Annotated in this window: 16 protein-coding genes; 5 read left to right on the top strand and 11 right to left on the bottom strand. The window is 73.4% G+C overall.

Going from position 1 to position 18,181, the window contains the following annotated elements; genetic code table 11:
- Positions 1–21: 21 nt before the first annotated feature.
- Complete coding sequence (locus BZB76_RS17995; RefSeq protein ID WP_246007032.1) at positions 22–1,260, bottom strand: FAD-dependent monooxygenase; 1,239 nt, start codon at positions 1,258–1,260, stop codon at positions 22–24.
- A 106-nt stretch (positions 1,261–1,366) separates the two neighbouring features.
- On the opposite strand from BZB76_RS17995, the gene BZB76_RS17990 reads away from it, so the two are divergent.
- Both BZB76_RS17990 and BZB76_RS17985 read left to right on the top strand, forming a co-directional pair.
- Positions 1,367–2,146 carry an IclR family transcriptional regulator gene (locus BZB76_RS17990; protein ID WP_121435580.1) on the top strand — a complete coding sequence of 260 codons (780 nt, stop codon included), beginning with the start codon at positions 1,367–1,369 and terminating at the stop codon, positions 2,144–2,146.
- 218 nt (positions 2,147–2,364) lie between these two features.
- Positions 2,365–4,125 carry a methyltransferase gene (locus BZB76_RS17985; RefSeq protein ID WP_147449461.1) on the top strand — a complete coding sequence of 587 codons (1,761 nt, stop codon included), beginning with the start codon at positions 2,365–2,367 and terminating at the stop codon, positions 4,123–4,125.
- Positions 4,126–4,138: 13 nt separating this feature from the next.
- Here BZB76_RS17985 and BZB76_RS17980 read toward each other — a convergent pair whose 3' ends face one another.
- The 6 genes from BZB76_RS17980 to BZB76_RS17955 all read right to left on the bottom strand — a co-directional run bounded on the left by BZB76_RS17980 (position 4,139) and on the right by BZB76_RS17955 (position 12,931).
- The gene (locus BZB76_RS17980; protein WP_121435578.1) at positions 4,139–4,381 is read right to left on the bottom strand and encodes a hypothetical protein; all 243 of its coding nucleotides are present in this window, start codon (positions 4,379–4,381) and stop codon (positions 4,139–4,141) included.
- A 158-nt stretch (positions 4,382–4,539) separates the two neighbouring features.
- Complete coding sequence (locus BZB76_RS17975; protein ID WP_121435577.1) at positions 4,540–5,631, bottom strand: PQQ-dependent sugar dehydrogenase; 1,092 nt, start codon at positions 5,629–5,631, stop codon at positions 4,540–4,542.
- 306 nt (positions 5,632–5,937) lie between these two features.
- Positions 5,938–10,524: a cation-translocating P-type ATPase gene (locus BZB76_RS17970; RefSeq protein ID WP_147449460.1), complete on the bottom strand. Its 4,587-nt coding sequence runs from the start codon at positions 10,522–10,524 to the stop codon at positions 5,938–5,940.
- Positions 10,525–10,641: 117 nt separating this feature from the next.
- Entirely contained in the window at positions 10,642–11,166 is a 525-nt protein-coding gene (locus BZB76_RS17965) for a DUF488 domain-containing protein (RefSeq protein ID WP_121435575.1), read from the bottom strand.
- Positions 11,167–11,211: 45 nt separating this feature from the next.
- Positions 11,212–12,498 carry an RNA polymerase sigma factor gene (locus tag BZB76_RS17960; protein WP_121435574.1) on the bottom strand — a complete coding sequence of 429 codons (1,287 nt, stop codon included), beginning with the start codon at positions 12,496–12,498 and terminating at the stop codon, positions 11,212–11,214.
- Between the two features lie 13 nt (positions 12,499–12,511).
- Complete coding sequence (locus BZB76_RS17955) at positions 12,512–12,931, bottom strand: YciI family protein (RefSeq protein ID WP_121435573.1); 420 nt, start codon at positions 12,929–12,931, stop codon at positions 12,512–12,514.
- A 290-nt stretch (positions 12,932–13,221) separates the two neighbouring features.
- Between BZB76_RS17955 and BZB76_RS17950 the strand changes: the two genes are divergently transcribed.
- Positions 13,222–14,052, top strand: coding sequence for an undecaprenyl-diphosphate phosphatase (locus BZB76_RS17950; RefSeq protein WP_246007100.1), 831 nt, complete (start codon positions 13,222–13,224; stop codon positions 14,050–14,052).
- Between the two features lie 49 nt (positions 14,053–14,101).
- Here the strand turns inward: BZB76_RS17950 and BZB76_RS17945 are convergent, their stop codons facing one another.
- The 4 genes from BZB76_RS17945 to BZB76_RS17930 form a co-directional block, all read right to left on the bottom strand.
- Positions 14,102–14,584 (bottom strand): VOC family protein, encoded by a 483-nt coding sequence (locus tag BZB76_RS17945; RefSeq protein WP_121435571.1) that lies wholly within the window; start codon positions 14,582–14,584, stop codon positions 14,102–14,104.
- Positions 14,585–14,676: 92 nt separating this feature from the next.
- Positions 14,677–15,627, bottom strand: a complete 951-nt coding sequence (locus tag BZB76_RS17940; RefSeq protein ID WP_121435570.1) for a DNA polymerase domain-containing protein — start codon at positions 15,625–15,627, stop codon at positions 14,677–14,679.
- A 42-nt stretch (positions 15,628–15,669) separates the two neighbouring features.
- Positions 15,670–15,945 (bottom strand): sulfurtransferase TusA family protein, encoded by a 276-nt coding sequence (locus BZB76_RS17935; RefSeq protein WP_121435569.1) that lies wholly within the window; start codon positions 15,943–15,945, stop codon positions 15,670–15,672.
- Between the two features lie 124 nt (positions 15,946–16,069).
- Positions 16,070–16,753: a carbon-nitrogen hydrolase family protein gene (locus BZB76_RS17930; RefSeq protein WP_121436174.1), complete on the bottom strand. Its 684-nt coding sequence runs from the start codon at positions 16,751–16,753 to the stop codon at positions 16,070–16,072.
- Between the two features lie 183 nt (positions 16,754–16,936).
- Here BZB76_RS17930 and BZB76_RS17925 point away from each other — a divergent pair, with 183 nt between their 5' ends.
- Both BZB76_RS17925 and BZB76_RS17920 read left to right on the top strand, forming a co-directional pair.
- Positions 16,937–17,299 (top strand): STAS domain-containing protein, encoded by a 363-nt coding sequence (locus BZB76_RS17925; RefSeq protein WP_121435568.1) that lies wholly within the window; start codon positions 16,937–16,939, stop codon positions 17,297–17,299.
- Between the two features lie 141 nt (positions 17,300–17,440).
- Positions 17,441–18,181, top strand: a 741-nt coding sequence (locus tag BZB76_RS17920) for a maltotransferase domain-containing protein (RefSeq protein WP_121436173.1), incomplete at its 3' end; no start/stop codon positions are given.

Genomic DNA, 18,181 nt, shown 5'->3' with positions numbered 1-18,181 from the left:
TCAGGTAATAAGTGTGTTCATTCAATGGGCGGTTCGAGTGAGGTGGTCGGGGTCGTACTCGTAGATCCAGCCGTTGTCGAGCAGCGGGTCGACGGTGGTGAAGGACCTGTCGCGGGCACGCTGGTCAGGCCCGTCGGGGAGGTGGTTGACGTCCGACCGGGCGTGGCTCACCTCCTGCAACCGGGTCGTGCGGGGAATGCGCAGGGCCTCGTATCGGCGCAGGGCCCGGGGCGGGTCGGCGACGTCCTCGGCGAGGCAGCGGGACAGGACCGCCGCGTCCTCGATCGCCTGCGCGGCGCCCTGCGCGAAGAACGGGAACATGGGGTGCGCGGCGTCCCCCAGCAGCGTCACCGGCCCGCGGCTCCACCGGGGCAACGGCGCGCGGTCCAGCAGCGCCCACCGGCCCGGGGCCCGCGCGGCGCGGACGAGGTCGACGAGCCTGCCGTCCCATCCGTCGAACTCGGCGAGGAACTCCTCGACCGTCGCCCGCGCCGTCCACGACTCCACGGAGCTCTCGCCCGCGGGGGCGAAGGCCACGAGGTTGACGAACCGGCCCGCGGAGACGGGATAGTGCACCAGGTGGCGGCCCGGCCCGAGCCACAGTGTCTGCGCGCGCCGCCGGGACGGCGCCGGCGCGCGTTCGGCGGGTACCAGGGCACGGAACGCGCACAGGCCGGAGAACGCGGCGGGCCGCGGCTCGGTGATCGTGCCGCGGACCACCGAATGGACGCCGTCCGCCCCGATGACGATGTCCGCGTCGACCTGCTCGCCGTCGTCGAAACGCAACCGCACCGGCCCGGCCGGGCGTTCGTCGAGTCCGACGCAGCGTTTGCCGAGCCGGACGGCGCCCTCCGGGACGGCGCTCCCGATGGCGTCCAGGAGGTCGGCGCGGTGCACCGTGTACGTGTGCTCGCCGTAGAGCCGCTCGCAGTTCGCCGCGAGGTCCTCGGCGGACAGGATCGCGCCGTCCTCCCAGCGCCGGAACTCCCATCCGACGTCCAGCCGGACGGCACCGCGCAGCAGCCGTTCCAGGACGCCGAGCCGGCGCAGGAGGCGGGCCGCGTTGGGCGCCACCACGAGCCCGGCGCCGATCTCCGTCAGCACCGGCGCCTGCTCGTACACCGTGCCGCGCAGACCCGCGCGGCGCAGGAACGCGGCGGTCGCGAGACCACCGATCCCACCACCGATGATCGCGATTCTGGGGTTCTCGACGTTCGACCCGAGCATGTCCGCCTTCGGCTCCCGTCGGTGGTTCTCCATGGCTGACGGGCACATGCTGCCCGTCCGACCGGCGGGAAGGCGCGAGGTTGACCATCCTATGAACATTCGCGGGCTACGATGCGTGTCGACGGAAGGAGTGCGCGGGATGCCTCGGACCAGTGAGCCCGGCAGGAGCGTCAGCTCCCGGCTCCTGGAGGTGCTGTTCGCCTTCGAGCCCGACCAGAGCAGGCTCAGCCTCGCCGATCTGGTGCGCAAGACGGGCCTGCCGCACGCGACCGTCCGCCGGCTCGCCATGGAGCTCACCGACGTCGGCGCGCTGACCCGGCAGCACGACGGCCGCTTCACGATCGGTCTGCGGCTGTGGCGGCTCGGCACCCTCGCGCCCCTCACCGAGTCGCTGCGCACCAAGGCGCAGCCGTTCATGGAGGACCTCTACACGGCGCTCCACCAGCATGTGCAGCTCGCGGTCCTCGACGGCTCGGAGGCCGTGATCATCGAGCGGCTGTCCGCCCCGCAGGCTCAGGACCTGCTGTCCCAGGTCGGCGGGCGGCTTCCCCTGCACTGCTCCGGCGTGGGGAAGGTCGTGCTGGCCCACGGCGGCTCCGACCTCGTCGACAGGGTCCTGTCCGGCGGGCTGAAGCGCTACACGCCCCACACGCTCACCGACCCGGCCGTCCTCAGAAGCGAGCTGGCCGAGTGCCGCCGCACGGGCTACGCCACCGTGCGCGGTGAACTCACCGTCGGCGCCGACTCGATCGCGACGCGCATCATGGACGCGGACGGACGCGTCGTGGCGGCGTTGTCCGTGGTGGTGCGCACGGGTTCGGTGCACCACCAGGCGGCGCTTCCCTCGCTGATCGCCGCCGGTCTCGGGGTCTCCCGCATGCTCGGCTGGCGTCCCGGAATCAAGATCCGGGGCGGGTGAGCTGGCACGTGCCCCTCGCCCCGGGACGACCTCGGCGGTATGCGCCATTCGACGAGCCCGCAGGGGGACGACCGGTGCTTTTCCGCGCGCGCCGAGCGGGCGAAAGAAACACCATGGCGATGATCAGCAACGATGTATTCGGGACGTCCAAAAGCGGCTTCATGCTGATACTGTGCGCCCGGGGGCTGTCACCGAATTGTTCGAACATGGAGTGGCGCATGAAAAGCAGGTCGGACAGCGCACTCGCCCCCAAGGCGCGCATGGACGACGACGATGAGCTGCGAATCCGAGAAGTCCACGACTATCTGCGCTCGACCGGCGACATCGACACCGTGACCGACGTTCTGCCGCCCGACGCCCCCACCGAGATGATCGAGGCCGTCACCACCGACTGCGTCGTCGACCATGCCGGTTGTCTCGTCTTCCCGGCGGATCTCGCGACCGTGCGGGCATTCCTCCGGGAACGCGGACTCCACCCGCTCAGTCCCTTCCCCGGAAGCGTGGTACGCGATCGGCTCGCGGGCCGATATCGCGTCCAGGAAGAGCGGTTGAAGTCCGGTTTCCTGAATGTGCGGAGCATTCACGCCCGGCTTCCCGGCGACGCGCGAACCGTCGAGGTGCTCTGCGTCGGCCCGGACGACGGGCTGGACCTCCCCGCCCTCCGCGAGGAGCGCCGTGGACGGCACGAGAACCATGTGGCGGTGCGGCTCACCGATCCCGGCCGTCTGGAGGATCTGCGGTCCGCCCTCTGCCGTCCGGGCGGGCCGCGCCCCGACGGCGGCGGGTACGACCCGGTACCGGGCGAGGACGGTGTCACCGTGCTGCGCTTCCACGCGGACGGACGGACCCGGCTGGGCTGGCCGCGCCGCCTGGAGGTCATCGCCGCGGGCCGCCACACCGACGTGCTGCTGCGGCACCTGTCCGGCGACGAGGCCGAGCGGCGGCTGTTACGGCGGCTCACCGGTGCCTGGGGCACCCAGGCGCTGCGCGTCATGGCCGAACTGGAACTCGCCGACCACCTCATCGAAGGCCCCTTGACCTGCACGGAGCTGGGTGAGCTGACCGGTGTCGACGCCGACCGGATGAACCGGCTGCTGCGCGCGCTGTGCCATCCCTGGGTCGGGGCGCTCGCCCCCGTCGGGGAGGCGTTCGCGCTGACCGACCTGGGCCGCGGGCTGGCCGACCGGGCCCCGAACTCGATGCGTCATCTCGCGCTGCTGTACGGGGACCTGCTCTACCGCAGTTTCTGCGCGCTGCCGGAGGGGATCAAGGACGACGTCCAGCCCTTCACCGTCGTGTACGGTCAGCCGCCCTTCGAGTACCTCAGGGATCATCCCCGGCAACGGCGCCTCTTCACGCGGGCGATGGCCGAAGGGTCGGTGTTCTTCTCGGACGTCGCCACGGTCGTCGACCTCTCCGACGTCCGTACCGTCGCCGACATCGGTGGCGGGGACGGCGGGTTGCTCGCGCACCTGTGCGACACCTACCCGAACCTGAAAGGCGCGCTGCTGGAACGGCCGGAGGTCATCGGCGCGGCGAGGGACAACCTCGCCGCCCGCGGCCATCTGGACCGGTGCACGCTGGTGCCCGGTTCCTTCACCGACGCCCGGGATCTGCCCACCGGGTCGGACGTGTACATCGTCGCCCGGATCCTGCACGACTGGGACGACCCGACCTGCCTCGCGATCCTGCGCGCCGTGCACGGCGCGGCGACCACCGACAGCACGCTTCTGATCATCGAACGGCCGCTTCCCGACGATCCGTCCGACCCCTCCGTGTCGAGCCTGTGGGACCTCCACATGCTGGTGAACAACGTCGGCGGACGAGAACGCTCCCGGGAACAGTACCGGCGCCTCCTCGACGAGGCCGGGTTCGTCGTCGTCGACGAGAGGCCGCTCCGGCTCGACATGTCCGTCACCATCGCCCGGCCGGCCGCCGCCCGGGACGTTCGATCCGGTCGACCGGCGTCGCAGAGGTGAGAAGGCGGGGCCGTCAGGAAGCGGACGACTCCCGCCGCGCGGCCGCCGCACGCCGTTCCGCGCCGCTCTCCTCCCAGTGCCCGACGTCGTCCCCGGCGATCCGTCCCACGAACGTCGTACTGGGTGTGGTTCCGGTCGTGCAGTGCTGGTCGGGATAGGCGGGATTGGGCTCTCCGCCCTCGGCGCGTGACCAGGCCACCGCAGCGTCCAACGGTACGTCGTCCTCGGGTCCGTTGCGGTTGAAGAACGTTCCCATGTCTCACCATCCCCCGGCGGCCGAACGGCGGGCACGAGCCGCTGACACTGCTGCCCTACCGGCTGGCGTACCCGAGAGGTGCCGGACCGAACACCGGTGCCCCGCCGACCGCGGACCCGGTCGCCCGCCGGTTGGGCGGACGACCGGGTCGGTTCACGTCAGCGAGCCTTCCTCGGGAAGCGGATCACACGGTCGTCGGCCTGGTTGGGGCTGCCACGGCCGTCGCGGTTGCTCGTCGTCACCCAGAGCCAACCGTCCGGGCCGACCTCCACGGTGCGCAGCCGCCCGTACGTGCCCTGCAGCACGGCGGTGGGCTGCCCGGACGTTCCGCCCTTGCCGTCGAGCGGGACCGTCCAGAGGCGGCGACCGCCCAGCGCGGCGGCGTACAGGGTGTCGCCCGCGACGGCGGCGCCGCTCGGCGACGCCTCCCGCGTGCGCCAGACGGCGATGGGGTCGTGGTAGGTCGGCGCGCCGCCCGTGCCCTCATGGGTGGGCCAGCCGTAGTTGTCGCCGGCCACGATGTGGTTGATCTCGTCCCAGGCGTTGTTGCCGAGTTCGGCGTTGTACATGTGGCCGCCGCCCCAGGCGAGGCCCTGCACGTTGCGGTGTCCGAGGGTGTAGACGACCGAGTTCGCGCGGGGGTTGCCGGGGGCCGGGGCGCCGGTCGGCGTCATCCGCAGGATCTTCCCGCCGGGGCTGTTCCAGTCCTGGGAGTTGGCGGTCCGGCCGGCGTCGCCGGTTCCGGCGTAGAGCATCCCGTCGGGGCCGAAGTGGATGCGGCCGCCGTCGTGGAAGGAGTTCTTCGGGATGCCGGAGAAGATCACTTCCTGCTGGGGTGAGGCCGCGAGCTTAAACCGGACGATCCGGTTGTCGGAGGCCGCGGTGTAGTAGGCGTAGACGTAGCCGTCCTCCTCGTAGTTCGGCGAGACGGCCAGGCCCAGCAGCCCGCCCTCACCGGTCGGCGTGACGCCGGAGAGACGGGCGACCTCGGTCGGCTGCGAGCCGGGCCGCAGCTGCAGGATCCGGGACGTCGTCCGCTCGGACACGAGCGCGCTGCCGTCGGGCAGGTACGCCAGGCCCCACGGAACGGTGAGGTTGGACGCGACGATGTTCGGCTTGGTGAAGTCGAACGCGGGATCGGCGGTGGTGGAGGCCACCGAGGCCTGGGTCGCCGAAGAGACGGGAGCGGCGAGCACGGCCGCGACCGCGAGGGCCGCGGCGGGAGCCAACGTGCGCATTGTGCGGGGCATTCTCACTCCTAAGTCACACCCCCCGAACGAGTAATGGGCTCCGATCGCCGTCCCCGCGACGTGCGGTTCTCAAATGACGGATGAATTTTCCCGGCCACCGGGGGCGGGCGGCACCTGGGAGCGTTGTGCGCGTCTTTCTCAATGGGCCGGAAGATCGATTGAGGCCGCGCAGCCGAAGGGGAGCGGTCGGTACCGAATGACAACCTACCCACCGCGTGGACCGCTGTGAAGTTCCGATTTTTCAGCTTTCACATTCGGTGTGCGGTGATCCTCGAAAATGTGGTGGGCCGCAGGTGGAACGCGTGTTCAACGAGGTTCGGCGGACGGGAGGAACCGGGGGGCCACGGCGGCTCCCAGGGTCGAGGCCACCGCGATCACCGCGACGACCGTCCAGCCGCCGGGGCCGAGCGGGACGCAGCCGAAGAACCGGCTGACGCCGGGCGTCTCCACCAACACGAACAGGGCGCCCGCGGAGACCGCGCAGGTGGCGAGGACGAGCGGGCTGCGCCAGCGGGCGATGAGGGTCTGCCCGAGCTGGGCGCCGACGAGGGCCGCGAGGCCCATGGTCGAGGCGCGGCGACCGCCGCCGGGGACCAGGCCGGTCAGCCGGCCCGCCTGCCACGACAGCAGCGCCGCGACGGCGGTGGCGGTGCCGCGCACGGCCAGCGCGCGGCGCATGTCCCCGTCGTCCTGGCCGGTGAGGCCGGGGACGGGCCCGCCGTCGGGCGGCGCCGTAGGGCCCGGTCCCGGAGCGGCGGGGGTGATGGCGACGGCGAGCGCCGGAAGCATGTCGGTGAGCATGTTCACCACGAGCAGTTGCCGGGTGCTGAGCGGTGCCTCCCCGCTGAGGGCGGTGCCGAGGACGGTGAACGACACCTCGCCCGCGTTGCCGCCGACAAGGATCGCGGCCGCGTCGCGGACGCTGCGCCACAGCGCGCGGCCCTCGCGGAGCGCGTCGAGGATGAGCGCGGTGTCGGGCGCGGTGAGGACGAGGTCGGCCGCGTCGCGGGCCGCGTCCGAGCCGAGTCCGGCGACGGCGATGCCGACGTCGGCGCGGCGGATGGCGGCGGCGTCGTTGGCGCCGTCACCGGTCATCGCGACCACCCGGCCCGCCCGGCGCAGGTCCTTCACGATACGGACCTTCTGCGCCGGGGAGACGCGGGCGAAGACGGCGGCGTCCTGGACGGCGCGGAGCCGTTCGGCCGCGGACATGGCGTCGAGCTCCTCCCCGGTGACGACACGGTCGGCGCCGGGGATGGCCAGGTCGGCGGCGACGGCGGCGGCCGTGGCCGGATGGTCACCGGTGATCATCGTGGTCCGCACCCCGGCGTCGCCGAGCCGCCGCACCGCCTCCCGCGCGGTGGGACGCGGCGTGTCGGCGATGCCGACGAAGCCGAGCAGCGTGAGGTCCTCGACATGGTCGGCGAGCCGGCCGCGCGCCGCCGCGGGGTCGGGGACGGCCCGTTCGGCGATGGCGAGGACGCGCAACCCCCGCGCGGCCAGCCGCCGGTAGGTCGCGGTCGTGGCGCGGCGGCGGGCGGCGGTGAGCGGCTCGGCGCGTCCGGTGGAGCGCCGGGGCCCGCGGGTCCGGGCGGAGCGGACCCGGGAGCAGCGGTCGAGGAGCACCTCGGGAGCGCCCTTGACGGCGAGGACCGTCCGGTCGCCGTCCCGGCCGAGCGACGCGGAGAAACCGCGGGTCGTCTCGAAGGGCAGTTCCTCGGTTAGCGACCAGCGGGCGTCGGGCGGAAGGTCGGCGGCGCGGTCGAGCACGGCCCGGTCGGTGGCGTGCGGGACCTGCCGGCCGTGCGGCGGCGGGCACGCCCGCGCGGCGACCCGCAGGACGCGCTCCCCGCCGGCGCCCGTGAGCGGCGGCGCACCGGCCGGGCCCGTCGCGCGGACCACGCGGAGCCTGCCCTCGGTGAGCGTGCCGGTCTTGTCGAAGCAGAGGGTGTCGACCCGGCCGAGCGCCTCGAGCGCGCGGGCGGTGCGGACGAGCACGCCGAGGCGGGACAGCCGCCGGGCCGCCGCGAGCTGCGCGACGGTGGCGACGAGCGGCAGGCCCTCGGGGACGGCGGCGACGGCGACCGCGACGCCCGAGCCGAGGGCCCGGCGCGGCGGCAGACCGCGCACCATGCCGAGCGCGGTGACGGCCGCGCCGCCGAGCACGGTCGCGGGAAGGGACCGGCGGGTGAGTTCCGCCAGCCGGGTGTGCATGCTGGACGAGGCGTCCGCGGCCCCGGCGAGCGCGGCGGCCCGGCCCGTCTCGGTGGCCTCGGCGGTGGCGACGACCAGGGCGACCGCGCCGCCCGCGACGACCGTGGTGCCCTCGTAGATCATGCAGCGCCGGTCGGCGGGGTCGGCGCCCGGTGACGGTTCGACGTCCTTCTCGACGGGCGCGGACTCGCCGGTGAGCGTGGACTCGTCCACCTCCAGCGACCCGGCCCACAGCAGCCGGGCGTCGGCCGGGACGACGTCCTCCGAACGCAGGACGATCACGTCCCCGACCCGTAGCCGGGCGGCGGTGACAGGCTCGGTGGCGGCGGACCGCAGGTGCGCGAACGCCTCGGCCTCCGGCACGTCCGGCCGCGGGGGCGTGGCGGCGCCGGGGCGCAGGCGACGGGTCTGGATCTGCTGGCCGAGGAGCAGTTCCCCGAGGGCCTTCTCCGCGCGCATGCGCTGCGCGCCGCCGATGAGGGCGTTGCCCGCCATCACGCCGGTGACGAGCAGCGCGTCGACGCTGGAGCCGACCACGGCGGAGGCGGCGGCGCCGAGCGCGAGCACCGGCGTCAGCGGGTCGTCGAGTTCCTGCCGCACCGCGGCGGTCAGCCGCATGCCCACGCCCGCCGGCCGGCCGATCCTGCCGAGCCGCGGCACGGCGACCCGCGAGCCGCCGGTCCCGGCCGCGGGCTCCTCGGACGTGGACCGGTACAGCCGCCGGAACGCCTCCTCGGCGGTGAGCGCCTGCCAGGCGTCGCGGACGACGGGCGGGGGCGGTGGCCGGTGCGCGAGCCGCCGGGCGCTGACCGCGTTGGTCAGCATCGCCGCCAGGGCCGCCGCGTGCACCGGCGGCAGGTCGTGCCAGGACGGGACCGTCCGGCGCGACGGCCAGTGGCCGCGGGGGCGCCGTCCCGCCATGAGCAGCGCGCCCAGCACCGACGCGCTCAGCGACAGTTCCGCGGCCCGTTCGCTCGCGCGCCGCGCGGGCCGGATCGCCGTCAACAACCGCCACGCCTCCGCGAGCCCCGGCCCGCACACCAGGTCGGCGCGCCAGTCGGCGGGCTCGCCGTCACGCAGCACGCAGACCCCGACGTCGGCCGCGTCGAGCGCCCGGTCCTGCCCGGACGCGATGGCCAGCACCACATGGCCGTCGCGTTGCAGTGCCCGCACCGACGCCGCGAGCCGATCGACCGGCACCGGGGAGTCGTCTCCCCAGGCGACCAGCTCCCGGGTACTGGCGTGCTCGGTGAGGACGACCACGTCGGCGGCGTGGTGCGCCGCCGCGAGCAGCGCCTCGGCCAGCGGGTCGAGCGAACGGCCCACCCGGACACGACCCCGAACCTCGCCATGGAGGTCGCCGTGGTCGTCCACCAGGTCGAGCGTGCGGCCCCGCGGGTCGACGGGGCCGTCGGACGGCGCGTCCGGCGCGGGCGCCAGCCGCCATCGCGGGCCCTCCCGTTCGCCGGGTCCGCCGCTCGTCCATGGACCGGGCCCGGCCAGGTCCGCGGGGTCGCGGCCCGCCAGGACGGCGCCGGCCGCGCGCCACACGCCCGCGTCGTCGGGATCGTCGCCGGTGGCGACCGCGGACAGCAGCCGCAGCTCCCCGTCGCACAGCACCCCGGAGTCGATGACGACCGCGCTGACCCTGTCCAGGCGGCGCAGCGCCGCCGGGCGCAGCACGACCGTGTCACGTCCCGCGAGGTCGTGGGCCAGCACCGAGGCGAACGCGTCCCGGCCGTGCCGGGCCGCCTTCGCCACGGTCGCCAGCAGCAGGTCGGCGGCGACGGACGCGTCGCGCGTCCCGGCGAGGACCCCGGCGCCGCCCAGCAGATGCCCGAGCGCGGTGCGGTTGACGGCCCTCTCCACCGGACCGTCCGGCAACGGGCACGGCCGCTCGGCGGGGGTGCCGCACACCTGCGGCTGCCGTCCCGGGACCGCCAGCCGCGGCTCGCGGCGCCGCCACGCCGCCCGGCGGGCGCCGATCTCGTAGAGCTGGAAGACGCGGTGCGCGGCGTCGGCGGCCAGCGGGGCGACCCCGTGCCCGGCGCCGTGGACGGCGGCGTTGGCGACGCCGAGCAGCGCGTCGGCGCGGAGCAGGCCCAGCCGCCGCTCCAGGGCCGTCCGCGGCCATGGCAGCGCGTCCGCCATCGCGACCGCGGCGAGCACCGGACTCGGCACCGGGGGCAGGGCCAACAGCCTGGCGATCAGGGCCCCGACCGTCCCGGCCACGTCGGCGGCGAGCGCGGAGACGGCCGCCGCCCGGGCCAGCTCGTCGTCGGGCTGCCGCGCGTGCGCGTCGGACCGCCCGTCCCGGTGCGCCTCCTCAACGTCCTCGACGGCCTCGACCAGGGAGTCCAGGTCGACGTCCCGCTCCGCGTAGGCCACCAGGACGTGCCCGGTGACGGCGTTGACCTCCGCCCAGTTCACGCCGTCGATCCCGCGCAGCGCGCCGGTCAACGCCTCGACGTACCGCCGGTGCCGGGGGCCGTCGCCGGTGAGGCCGTCCACCCGGATGTGCGCGCGGCCGTCGTGTGCCCAGACGCGCCGCCCGCGCTCTCCGGCGGCCAGGGCCGTGACCGCCCCCACGGCGGAGGACACGGCGGAGGAGACCCCGCCCACTGTCCGGGCCGGGACGTTCCATGCCGTTCTGACCAGGGTCGCCCCCGGAATGCCCACTGCCCCGCCCTCCCCCACCGACGCACGCCGGGTACCCCCGGCCGCGCCCGGCAAACCAACCGCCCCGGACGTGCCGGTCCTCGGTCGGTCGTCGGCCGGTCCTCGGTCGGTCGTCGGTCAGTCGCCGTCGTAGACGAGCAGCCCGTCCGGCCGGACGCGCGCCCCGGACGTGGGCGGATGCTCGGTGAGGCGACCGTCGTGGGCGAGGTGCAGGACGGTCCGCCCGCGCGCGAGCACGGCGAAGTCGGCGACGAGCCGCCGGTGGCAACGCCACCACACCGACTCGCTGCACATCACCGCCGTGCGGGTCAGGTCGGACTCGCGCAGGAGTTCGTCCATCGCGGCCACGAAGTCGGGGTCCCAGGTGTGTCCCGCGTAGCCGCGGAAGGACGCGTTGCGCCAGAAGGTGTCGGGCGAGTCGGGCGCGGCCCGGCGGAATCCGCCGAGCCGTCGCTCCCACCGGTAGCCGACGTCCGCCGCCGGCAGCCATTCCCGCAGGGCGTCGCGGTGCACGTCGGGGTTCCGGCGGCTTCCGGGCGCGGTGCGCACGTCCACCACGGACCGCACGCCGGCGCCGTGCAGGAGGCGGGTCAGCTCCGCACGCCCGGCGGTGCCGTGTCCGAAGGTCAGCAGCGGCTCCATGACCCGTCCGTGCCCGGAAACGGCGCCGGCCCGACACCCCTCGGGTCACCCCAGGTCGGCGATCTTGCGTCGCAGCACGGTCCGCTCCGCTTCGTTGCCGCACAGTCGCAGGGCCCGCTCCAGTTCGGGGCGTGCCTCGTCCGCGCGTCCGAGGCGGACGAGCAGCTCCCCGCGGACGGTCGGCAGCAGGTGCGACCGGGGCAGCGCCTTGGCGGCGACCAGCCCGTCGACGATCGGCAGCGCCCTGGCCGGTCCGTGCGCCATGGAGACCGCGACGGCCCGGTTGAGGTCGACGACCGGGGACGGCGCGAGCCGTCCGAGCGCCTCGTAGAGCACGATGACGCGCTCCCAGTTCGTCGCCTCGACGGACGGCGCGACGGCATGGCATTCGGCGATCGCGGCCTGCAGGCCGTAGTAGCCGAGCCCCCGTCCGACCCGCTCGGCGCGGGCGAGGGCGGCCCGTCCCCGGCGGATCGCGGCGCGGTCCCAGCGGCGCCGGTCCTGCTGCTCCAGCAGGACGGGTTCGCCGTCCGGGCCGGTGCGGGCCGGGAAGCGCGCCGCGGTCAACTCCAGCAGCGCCAGCAGGCCGTACGCCTCGGGTTCGTCCGGGACGAGACGGCTCAGCACCCGGGCCAGGCGCTGCGCCTCCCCCGCGAGGTCGTGCCGGATCAGCGCGTCACCGGACGTCGCCGACGACCCCTCGGTGAAGATCAGGTAGATCACGCTGAGCACCGAACCGAGCCGCTCGGCCCGCTCCCGCGCGGGCGGCGCCTCGAACGCGATCCGCGCCGCGGCGAGGGTCTTCTTCGCGCGGGTGATGCGGGCCTGGACGGTGGCGGTCGGCACCAGCACCGCCTTGGCGATCTCGTCGCTGGTCAGACCGCCGACGACGCGCAGCGTCAGCGCCACCCGCGACTCCCGCGACAGGACGGGGTGGCAGGCGATGAACATCAACGCCAGCACGTCGTCGTCGATCTGGTCCGGGTCCCACAGGACGTCGTCGGCCTCGCGCGCCGGGTCGGCCGGGGCACTCCCGGCGGCGACGCCGCCCTCGCCCAGGTCGTGGGCGAGGGCGGCGTACCTGTCGTCGAGGGCGGAACGCCTGCGGAACGCGTCGATCGCGCGGCGGCGGCCGACGGTGAGCAGCCATCCCGCGGGGCTGCGGGGCACACCGTCGCGTGGCCAGGTCACCAGCGCCTCGGCCAGGGCCTCCTGGGCGAGGTCCTCGGCCATCGCGAAGTCGCCGGTGTACCGGGCGAGCGCGCCGACGATCCGGGCGGACTCGATCCGCCAGACGGCGGCGACGGCCTCACGGCCCGTCGGGTCGGTCATCCCCCCGCTCCGCTCAGAGCTGGCCGGTGGCCTCACGCCACTCCCGCTCCTTCTTGATCCACTCGTTGTCCTGCGGGAACTCGTCGATCGTGGTGACCCGGCGGATCTCGGTCTTGAAGCCGGGGCCGGCCATCGGCGCCCGCTTGGCCCACTCGACGGCCTCCTCCTTCGACGCGACGTTGAGGATGTAGAACCCGCCGAACAGCTCCTTCGTCTCCCCGTACGGACCGTCGGTGACCACCGGCGGCTCGACGGAGTAGTCGACGACCACGCCCTCGGACGCGTCGGCCAAGCCCTCCGCGGCCAGCAGCACCCCGGCCTGGATCATCTCCTCGTTGAACTTCCCGACGGTCTCCAGCATCTCGTTGAAGTCGAAGTCCTCCGCACCCGCGAAGGCCTCGTCGGTGGCGCGCATGATCAGCATGTACTTCATGATCTTCCGTCTCCCTGGTTCGTTCGGGCCCCTCCTTCGGAGCCTTTCACCCCTAGGTCGAACGGGTCCCGCCGAGGATCGACACGTCCGCCGGACTTTTTTCGGAACCTTCCGTCACCGGGGCGTCCGGGCCCCGTCCGACCCTCCTGGACGGCCGGGAACGTCCGGTTATCATCGGTCGGGTTAACGATCGGTGAAGCTCTCTCGCTCATCCGGCAGTGTGCACGGCGCCGCTTAGTAGGCTCACCGCGAACAGCCGCAGGTCGGGAGAGGAAACCGGATCATTGAGCGTGATCAACGTCGGGCAGGCCATCGTCCTCGGCATCGTGGAGGGCCTGACCGAGTTCCTGCCGGTGTCCTCGACCGGCCATCTCAAGATCGCCGAGGGCCTGATGGGCATCCCGGTGGAGGACGACGCGGTGGTCGGGTTCACCGCCGTCATCCAGGCCGGGGCGATCGCGGCGGTCCTGGTGTACTTCTTCGCCGACATCGTCCGCATCGTGAAGGCGTGGGGGCGCGGCATCGCCAAGCCGTCCGAGCGGTACCACCACGACTACAAGTTCGGCTGGTGGGTCATCTTCGCCACGCTGCCCGTCGTCGCCGTCGGCGTCGCCGCGGACGACCTGATCCACGGCCCGCTCGCGTCGCTGTGGGTGGTCGCCGGGTCGCTGCTCGGCGGCAGCGTCGTGATGTGGCTCGCCGACCGGTACGGCAAGCACAAGCGCGGCGAGGACGACACGTCCCTCACCGACGCCATGCTGATCGGCTCCTCGCAGATCCTCGCCATGCTGTTCCCCGGCTTCTCCCGGTCCGGCGCGACGATGTCCACCGGGCTGCTGCTCGGCCTGGACCGGGTCGCCGCGACACGGCTGTCGTTCTTCATGGGCATTCCCGCGCTGACCGGCGCCGGGATCTACGAGCTGCCCAGCGCGCTGGGCTCGGGAGCCGACCCGCTGCCGCTGGTGGTCGGCGCCGTCGTGTCGTTCGTCGTCGCGTACGCGTCCATCGCCTGGCTGCTGCGGTTCGTGTCCCGGCACAGCTTCACGTCCTTCGTGATCTACCGGGTCGCGATCGGGCTGCTCCTGTTCGGCCTGCTCGGCGCGGGCGAGTTGAACGCCTGAGCCCCCGCGGCGGTCACGGGGGCTCGTGGACGGACTTCGCGTCCGGGTGTCAGGCGCCCGCGTGGGCCCTGCGAAGTTCGGCGATGTCGAGCTTGCCCCGGGTGGCGAGCATCGCCTTCGTCGCGCGCGCCGCCTTCTCGGGGTCGGGGTCGCCGATCAGCTCGTACAGCACGGTCGGAATGACCTGCCACGACACGCCGAACCTGTCCTTCAGCCAGCCGCACATGGATTCCTCGCCGCCCTCGGTGAGCCGGTCCCAGTAGTAGTCCACCTCGTCCTGGTCGGCGCAGTGGACCTGGAACGAGACGGACTCGTTGAACGTGAACTCGGGCCCGCCGTTGAGGGCGACGAACTGCTGACCCTTGATCTCGAACTCGGCGGTCAGCACGGTGCCGGGCTCGCCCGGTCCGCCCTCGCCGACGCGGTGGACGTCGCCGAGCCTGGAGTCCTTGAAGATGGAGACGTAGTGGTTCGCCGCCTCCTCGGCCTGCCCGTCGAACCACAGGCACGTGGTCAGACGCTTGGTATCCATGAGATATCCCCCCTGTGTGGTCGCTCAGTAGGGCAGACCACACGCGTCCGGGAAACTCATCGCTCCTTCCAGGGGGACGGGGCGCGCGGGGTTCACTCGTTGCGGCGGGCGCGGGCCCGGCGTTTGCCCTCGTGCATGGCCGCGACCCGGGCGATCGGGATGGTGTGCCCCTCGGCGACCAGGTCGTCGGGGAGCCGCTGCGGCGGCGGCATCAGCTCCGCCCACGGGTCACGGTCGCCCAGCAGCCGGACGGCGGTCCGGACGGTGAAGTCGCCCGGCGCGACGCCGTCCAGCCCGTCCCAGGGAACGGGGAACGAGACCGGCGTGCCCGGCCGGATGCGGGGGCTGTAGGCGGCGACGACGGTGGCGCCGGCGGCGCGGGTCGAGTCGAGGAACACCTTCCCGGCGCGGTCCTCCCGGATGAACGCCGTGGTGGCGAGCGCGGGATCGAGGCGCTCGGCACGGGCGGCGAGCGCCCTGGTCGCGGCGGCGACGTCCGCGGCGCCATGCCCCTCCACCGGCACGAACACGTGGACGCCCTTCGCGCCGCTGGTCTTGACCGCGCCGCGCAGCCTGGAGTCGTCCAACGCGCCGCGCACGAGACGGGCGGCGCGGACGACGGCGTCGAACTCCCCCGACTCGGGCGGGTCGAGGTCGATGACGAGATGGGTCGGCCGGTCCGCGGCGTCCGCGCGGACGAGAGGCGGGTGGTACTCGACGGCGCGCTGGTTCGCGAACCACAGCAGCGTGCGGCGGTCGTCGCACAGCGCGTAGGAGACCTCGCGCCGGGACGTCTCCGCCCACACCGCCACCGTCCGCACCCACGGCGGCGTGTACTTCGGCACGTTCTTCTGCATGAACGGCTTCTGGCCGCGCAGCACCCGCTTGACCGACAGCGGGCGCCCGGCGAGTTGGGGGATGATGCGTCCGGAGACGGCGTCCAGGTAGTCGACCAGATCGCGTTTGGTCGCGTCCGCCCCGTCGAACAGCGGCTGGTCGAGGTTCGTCAGCCGGACCCCGTCCCGTTCCTCCTCAGCGCTCACCCGCCCAGCTTCGCACGCGGGGGTGTCAGAACCGGGGCACGGTCAGCGCGGACGCCAGGGCGACTCCGCGGACGTGGGATTGGCGTCGGCCGCCACCCGGAGGGCGTAGGTGGGGGGCTCGGCGCCGGGAACGGGGCCGAGATAGACGTGACCGGTCAGATGGCACCAGGCGGGCAGGTCGATGGGCGCCACCGGGTCGGAGGCGATCAGATGGACGACCGTGCCCGGGGCGAGCCCGGCGATATGACCGCGCAACTCCAGCAGCAGCCGTACACAGGAGCGATCACCGCCGTCGATGACGACCGGGTCCGTGTTCACGCCGCCTCCCCCGCCCTTATCCCCGTCCTCGTCCCCGTTCCAACGCCCGTCGTGGTCGCGAACCTAGCAGCCGCGTCCAGGACGCATTAACAAAGGGGGACGATGCGGTCATATCGGGGTGCGGTCAGACCAGGGTGGCCCGGGCGAGGTCGCCGGGTTCGGGTCCCGCCCGGGCGACGACGAGCCCGTCCGGGGTCCGGATGCTGGAGTGGCCGGCGGCCGGGTCGTACCCGTCGCCCGCCCGGCCCGCGAAACCGGCGAAGGCCGCCCAGACGCCGTGGCCGGTCGCGGCGCGGTGGGCGCGTTCCTCCGGGACGGCCGGATCGGTGTCGCACACCCCGGCGAGGTAGACGTCGATGCCGAGGGCCGCGGTGTCGGCGAGGTGTCGCGGGACGCCGGTGTCCTTGCAGATGGCCAGGCCGAAGCGCCAGCCGTCGACGGTGACGACGGCGGGTCCCGGGCCGGGCTCGAACCGTTCGGCCTCCCTGCCGCTGAGCCACATCTTGCGGTAGGCGACGGTGAGGCCGTCCCCGTCGACGCGGAGCATCGCGATGTGCGCGCCGACCGGGGCGCCCACCAGGGCGACGGTGCCCGCCTCGGCACAGGCGCCGACCAGGGGCGACAGGCGCGGGTCGGAGGGCTCGACCGCCTCGGCGTCCAGCTGGTATCCGCTGATGGAGAGTTCGGGGAACACGACCACCCTGGCCTGGGCGGCACGGATCGTCTCGACATGCGCGGCCACGTTCGCCTCGACATGGCCCGGAACGCAGGGCGGCTGGACGGCGGCCAGGCTCAGCGGGGCGGGCATGCGGGCCTCCAGAAGCGGCAAACCGGGATGAATCCACGATGAACGGGATCGTCGGGGATATGGGCGATCACCGTCCGGAACTTGACCCTTTCTTGCAGGTTCCGTCCAGGTCTGGAGCTTACAGTCGCAGTGAGGTACCCCCCGATTGTCATCCAGGTGAGGGACACGATTTTGGGGCGAACCATGGATCTCGGAGTGGCGCGGGTGGAGATCACGGAGACCTGCGGAACGCTGTCGTTCCCCGAAGAGGTCGACCTGAGCAACGGCGACGCGATCCTCGACCAGGCCGTCCGCCTGCTCGACTCCGGGACACCGGCCCTCATCCTCGACCTCACCGGGTGCACCTTCTGCGACTCCAACGGGCTGAACGTGATCACGCGTTCGCAGATGCGGGCCACCGAACTCGGCGTGCCGATGTGGGTGGTGCTGCCGTCGCGCGGCATCGTCCGCCAGGTGTCGGACGTGGCGGGACTGCAGCGCCGGGTCGCCATCGCGCCGGACGTGGCGACCGCGCGCGAGGCGCTCGCGGCCGCCGCGCACCGCTGAACGACGCGCCACCCGCAGATGATCTCTTTGCGTGATCTTGTGACGGCGCTGATCACGCGGCGGCGCGGACGGGGCATGGATGCCTGGGACCCGTGCCTCGCGCCGGAGGCGGGTCCGTCGCCGACGAGCGGGAGCGGGCACATGCAGGTGAAGCTGGAGGCGGAGCTCGGTCGCATTCCGATTATTGATGTCGCGCCGGTGGTGGGGTGTGGTCGGTGGCCTGCCAAGGCGGTGGTGGGTGAGACGGTCGAGGTGTCGGCGACGGTGTTCCGTGAGGGGCACGAGCGGTTGGGCGCGGCGGTGGTGTTGCGCACGCCCGAGAGTGAGGAGTTGCCGGGGCGGCGGATGCGGGAGGTGGCTCCGGGGACCGACCGGTGGGCCGCGCAGGTGACGCCGACGGAGATGGGGTCGTGGTCGTTTCGGGTGGAGGCGTGGGGTGATCCGATCGCGCACTGGTGGCACGACGCCCAGATCAAGGTGCCGCGCGGTCAGGACGTCGACCTCATGCTCACCGAAGGATCACTGCTCTTTCGGCGTGCCGGGCGGGAGGTGCGCGGTACGGACCGGCGCGTCCTCAACCGGCTCGCCCGTCTTCTCACCGACGATCGCGAGGACGCGTTGGAACGCCTCGCGGCGGCCGAGAACCCCGAGGTGCTGGACGTGTTGGAGCGTCATCCGTTGCGGGAGTTGTTGACCGTCAGCGACTGGTACCCCCTGGTCGTGCACCGCCAACGCGCCCTGTACGGAGCGTGGTACGAGTTCTTCCCCCGCTCCGAAGGCGCCATCCTCGACCCCCTCGGCCGCCGCGGACCGATCTCGGGGACCTTCCGCACCGCGATGAAACGCCTGCCCGCGATCGCCGACATGGGCTTCGACGTGGTC

The sequence above is a fragment of the Actinomadura pelletieri DSM 43383 genome, from assembly GCF_003634705.1.
GTDB classification, from domain to species: Bacteria; Actinomycetota; Actinomycetes; order Streptosporangiales; family Streptosporangiaceae; genus Spirillospora; species Spirillospora pelletieri.
Note: the sequence above shows the minus strand (reverse complement) of the source record. Positions and strands in the feature narration are given on the sequence as shown.

Coding starts and splice junctions, on each gene's coding strand:
- BZB76_RS17945 (WP_121435571.1), bottom strand. CDS start 14,584: ATGGATACCAAGCGTCTGACCACGTGCCTGTGGTTCGACGGGCAGGCC.
- BZB76_RS17960 (WP_121435574.1), bottom strand. CDS start 12,498: ATGACCGACCCGACGGGCCGTGAGGCCGTCGCCGCCGTCTGGCGGATC.
- BZB76_RS17955 (WP_121435573.1), bottom strand. CDS start 12,931: ATGAAGTACATGCTGATCATGCGCGCCACCGACGAGGCCTTCGCGGGT.
- BZB76_RS17930 (WP_121436174.1), bottom strand. CDS start 16,753: ATGCCCGCCCCGCTGAGCCTGGCCGCCGTCCAGCCGCCCTGCGTTCCG.
- BZB76_RS17975 (WP_121435577.1), bottom strand. CDS start 5,631: ATGCCCCGCACAATGCGCACGTTGGCTCCCGCCGCGGCCCTCGCGGTC.
- BZB76_RS17980 (WP_121435578.1), bottom strand. CDS start 4,381: ATGGGAACGTTCTTCAACCGCAACGGACCCGAGGACGACGTACCGTTG.
- BZB76_RS17925 (WP_121435568.1), top strand. CDS start 16,937: ATGGATCTCGGAGTGGCGCGGGTGGAGATCACGGAGACCTGCGGAACG.
- BZB76_RS17995 (WP_246007032.1), bottom strand. CDS start 1,260: ATGGAGAACCACCGACGGGAGCCGAAGGCGGACATGCTCGGGTCGAAC.
- BZB76_RS17990 (WP_121435580.1), top strand. CDS start 1,367: ATGCCTCGGACCAGTGAGCCCGGCAGGAGCGTCAGCTCCCGGCTCCTG.
- BZB76_RS17965 (WP_121435575.1), bottom strand. CDS start 11,166: ATGGAGCCGCTGCTGACCTTCGGACACGGCACCGCCGGGCGTGCGGAG.
- BZB76_RS17985 (WP_147449461.1), top strand. CDS start 2,365: ATGAAAAGCAGGTCGGACAGCGCACTCGCCCCCAAGGCGCGCATGGAC.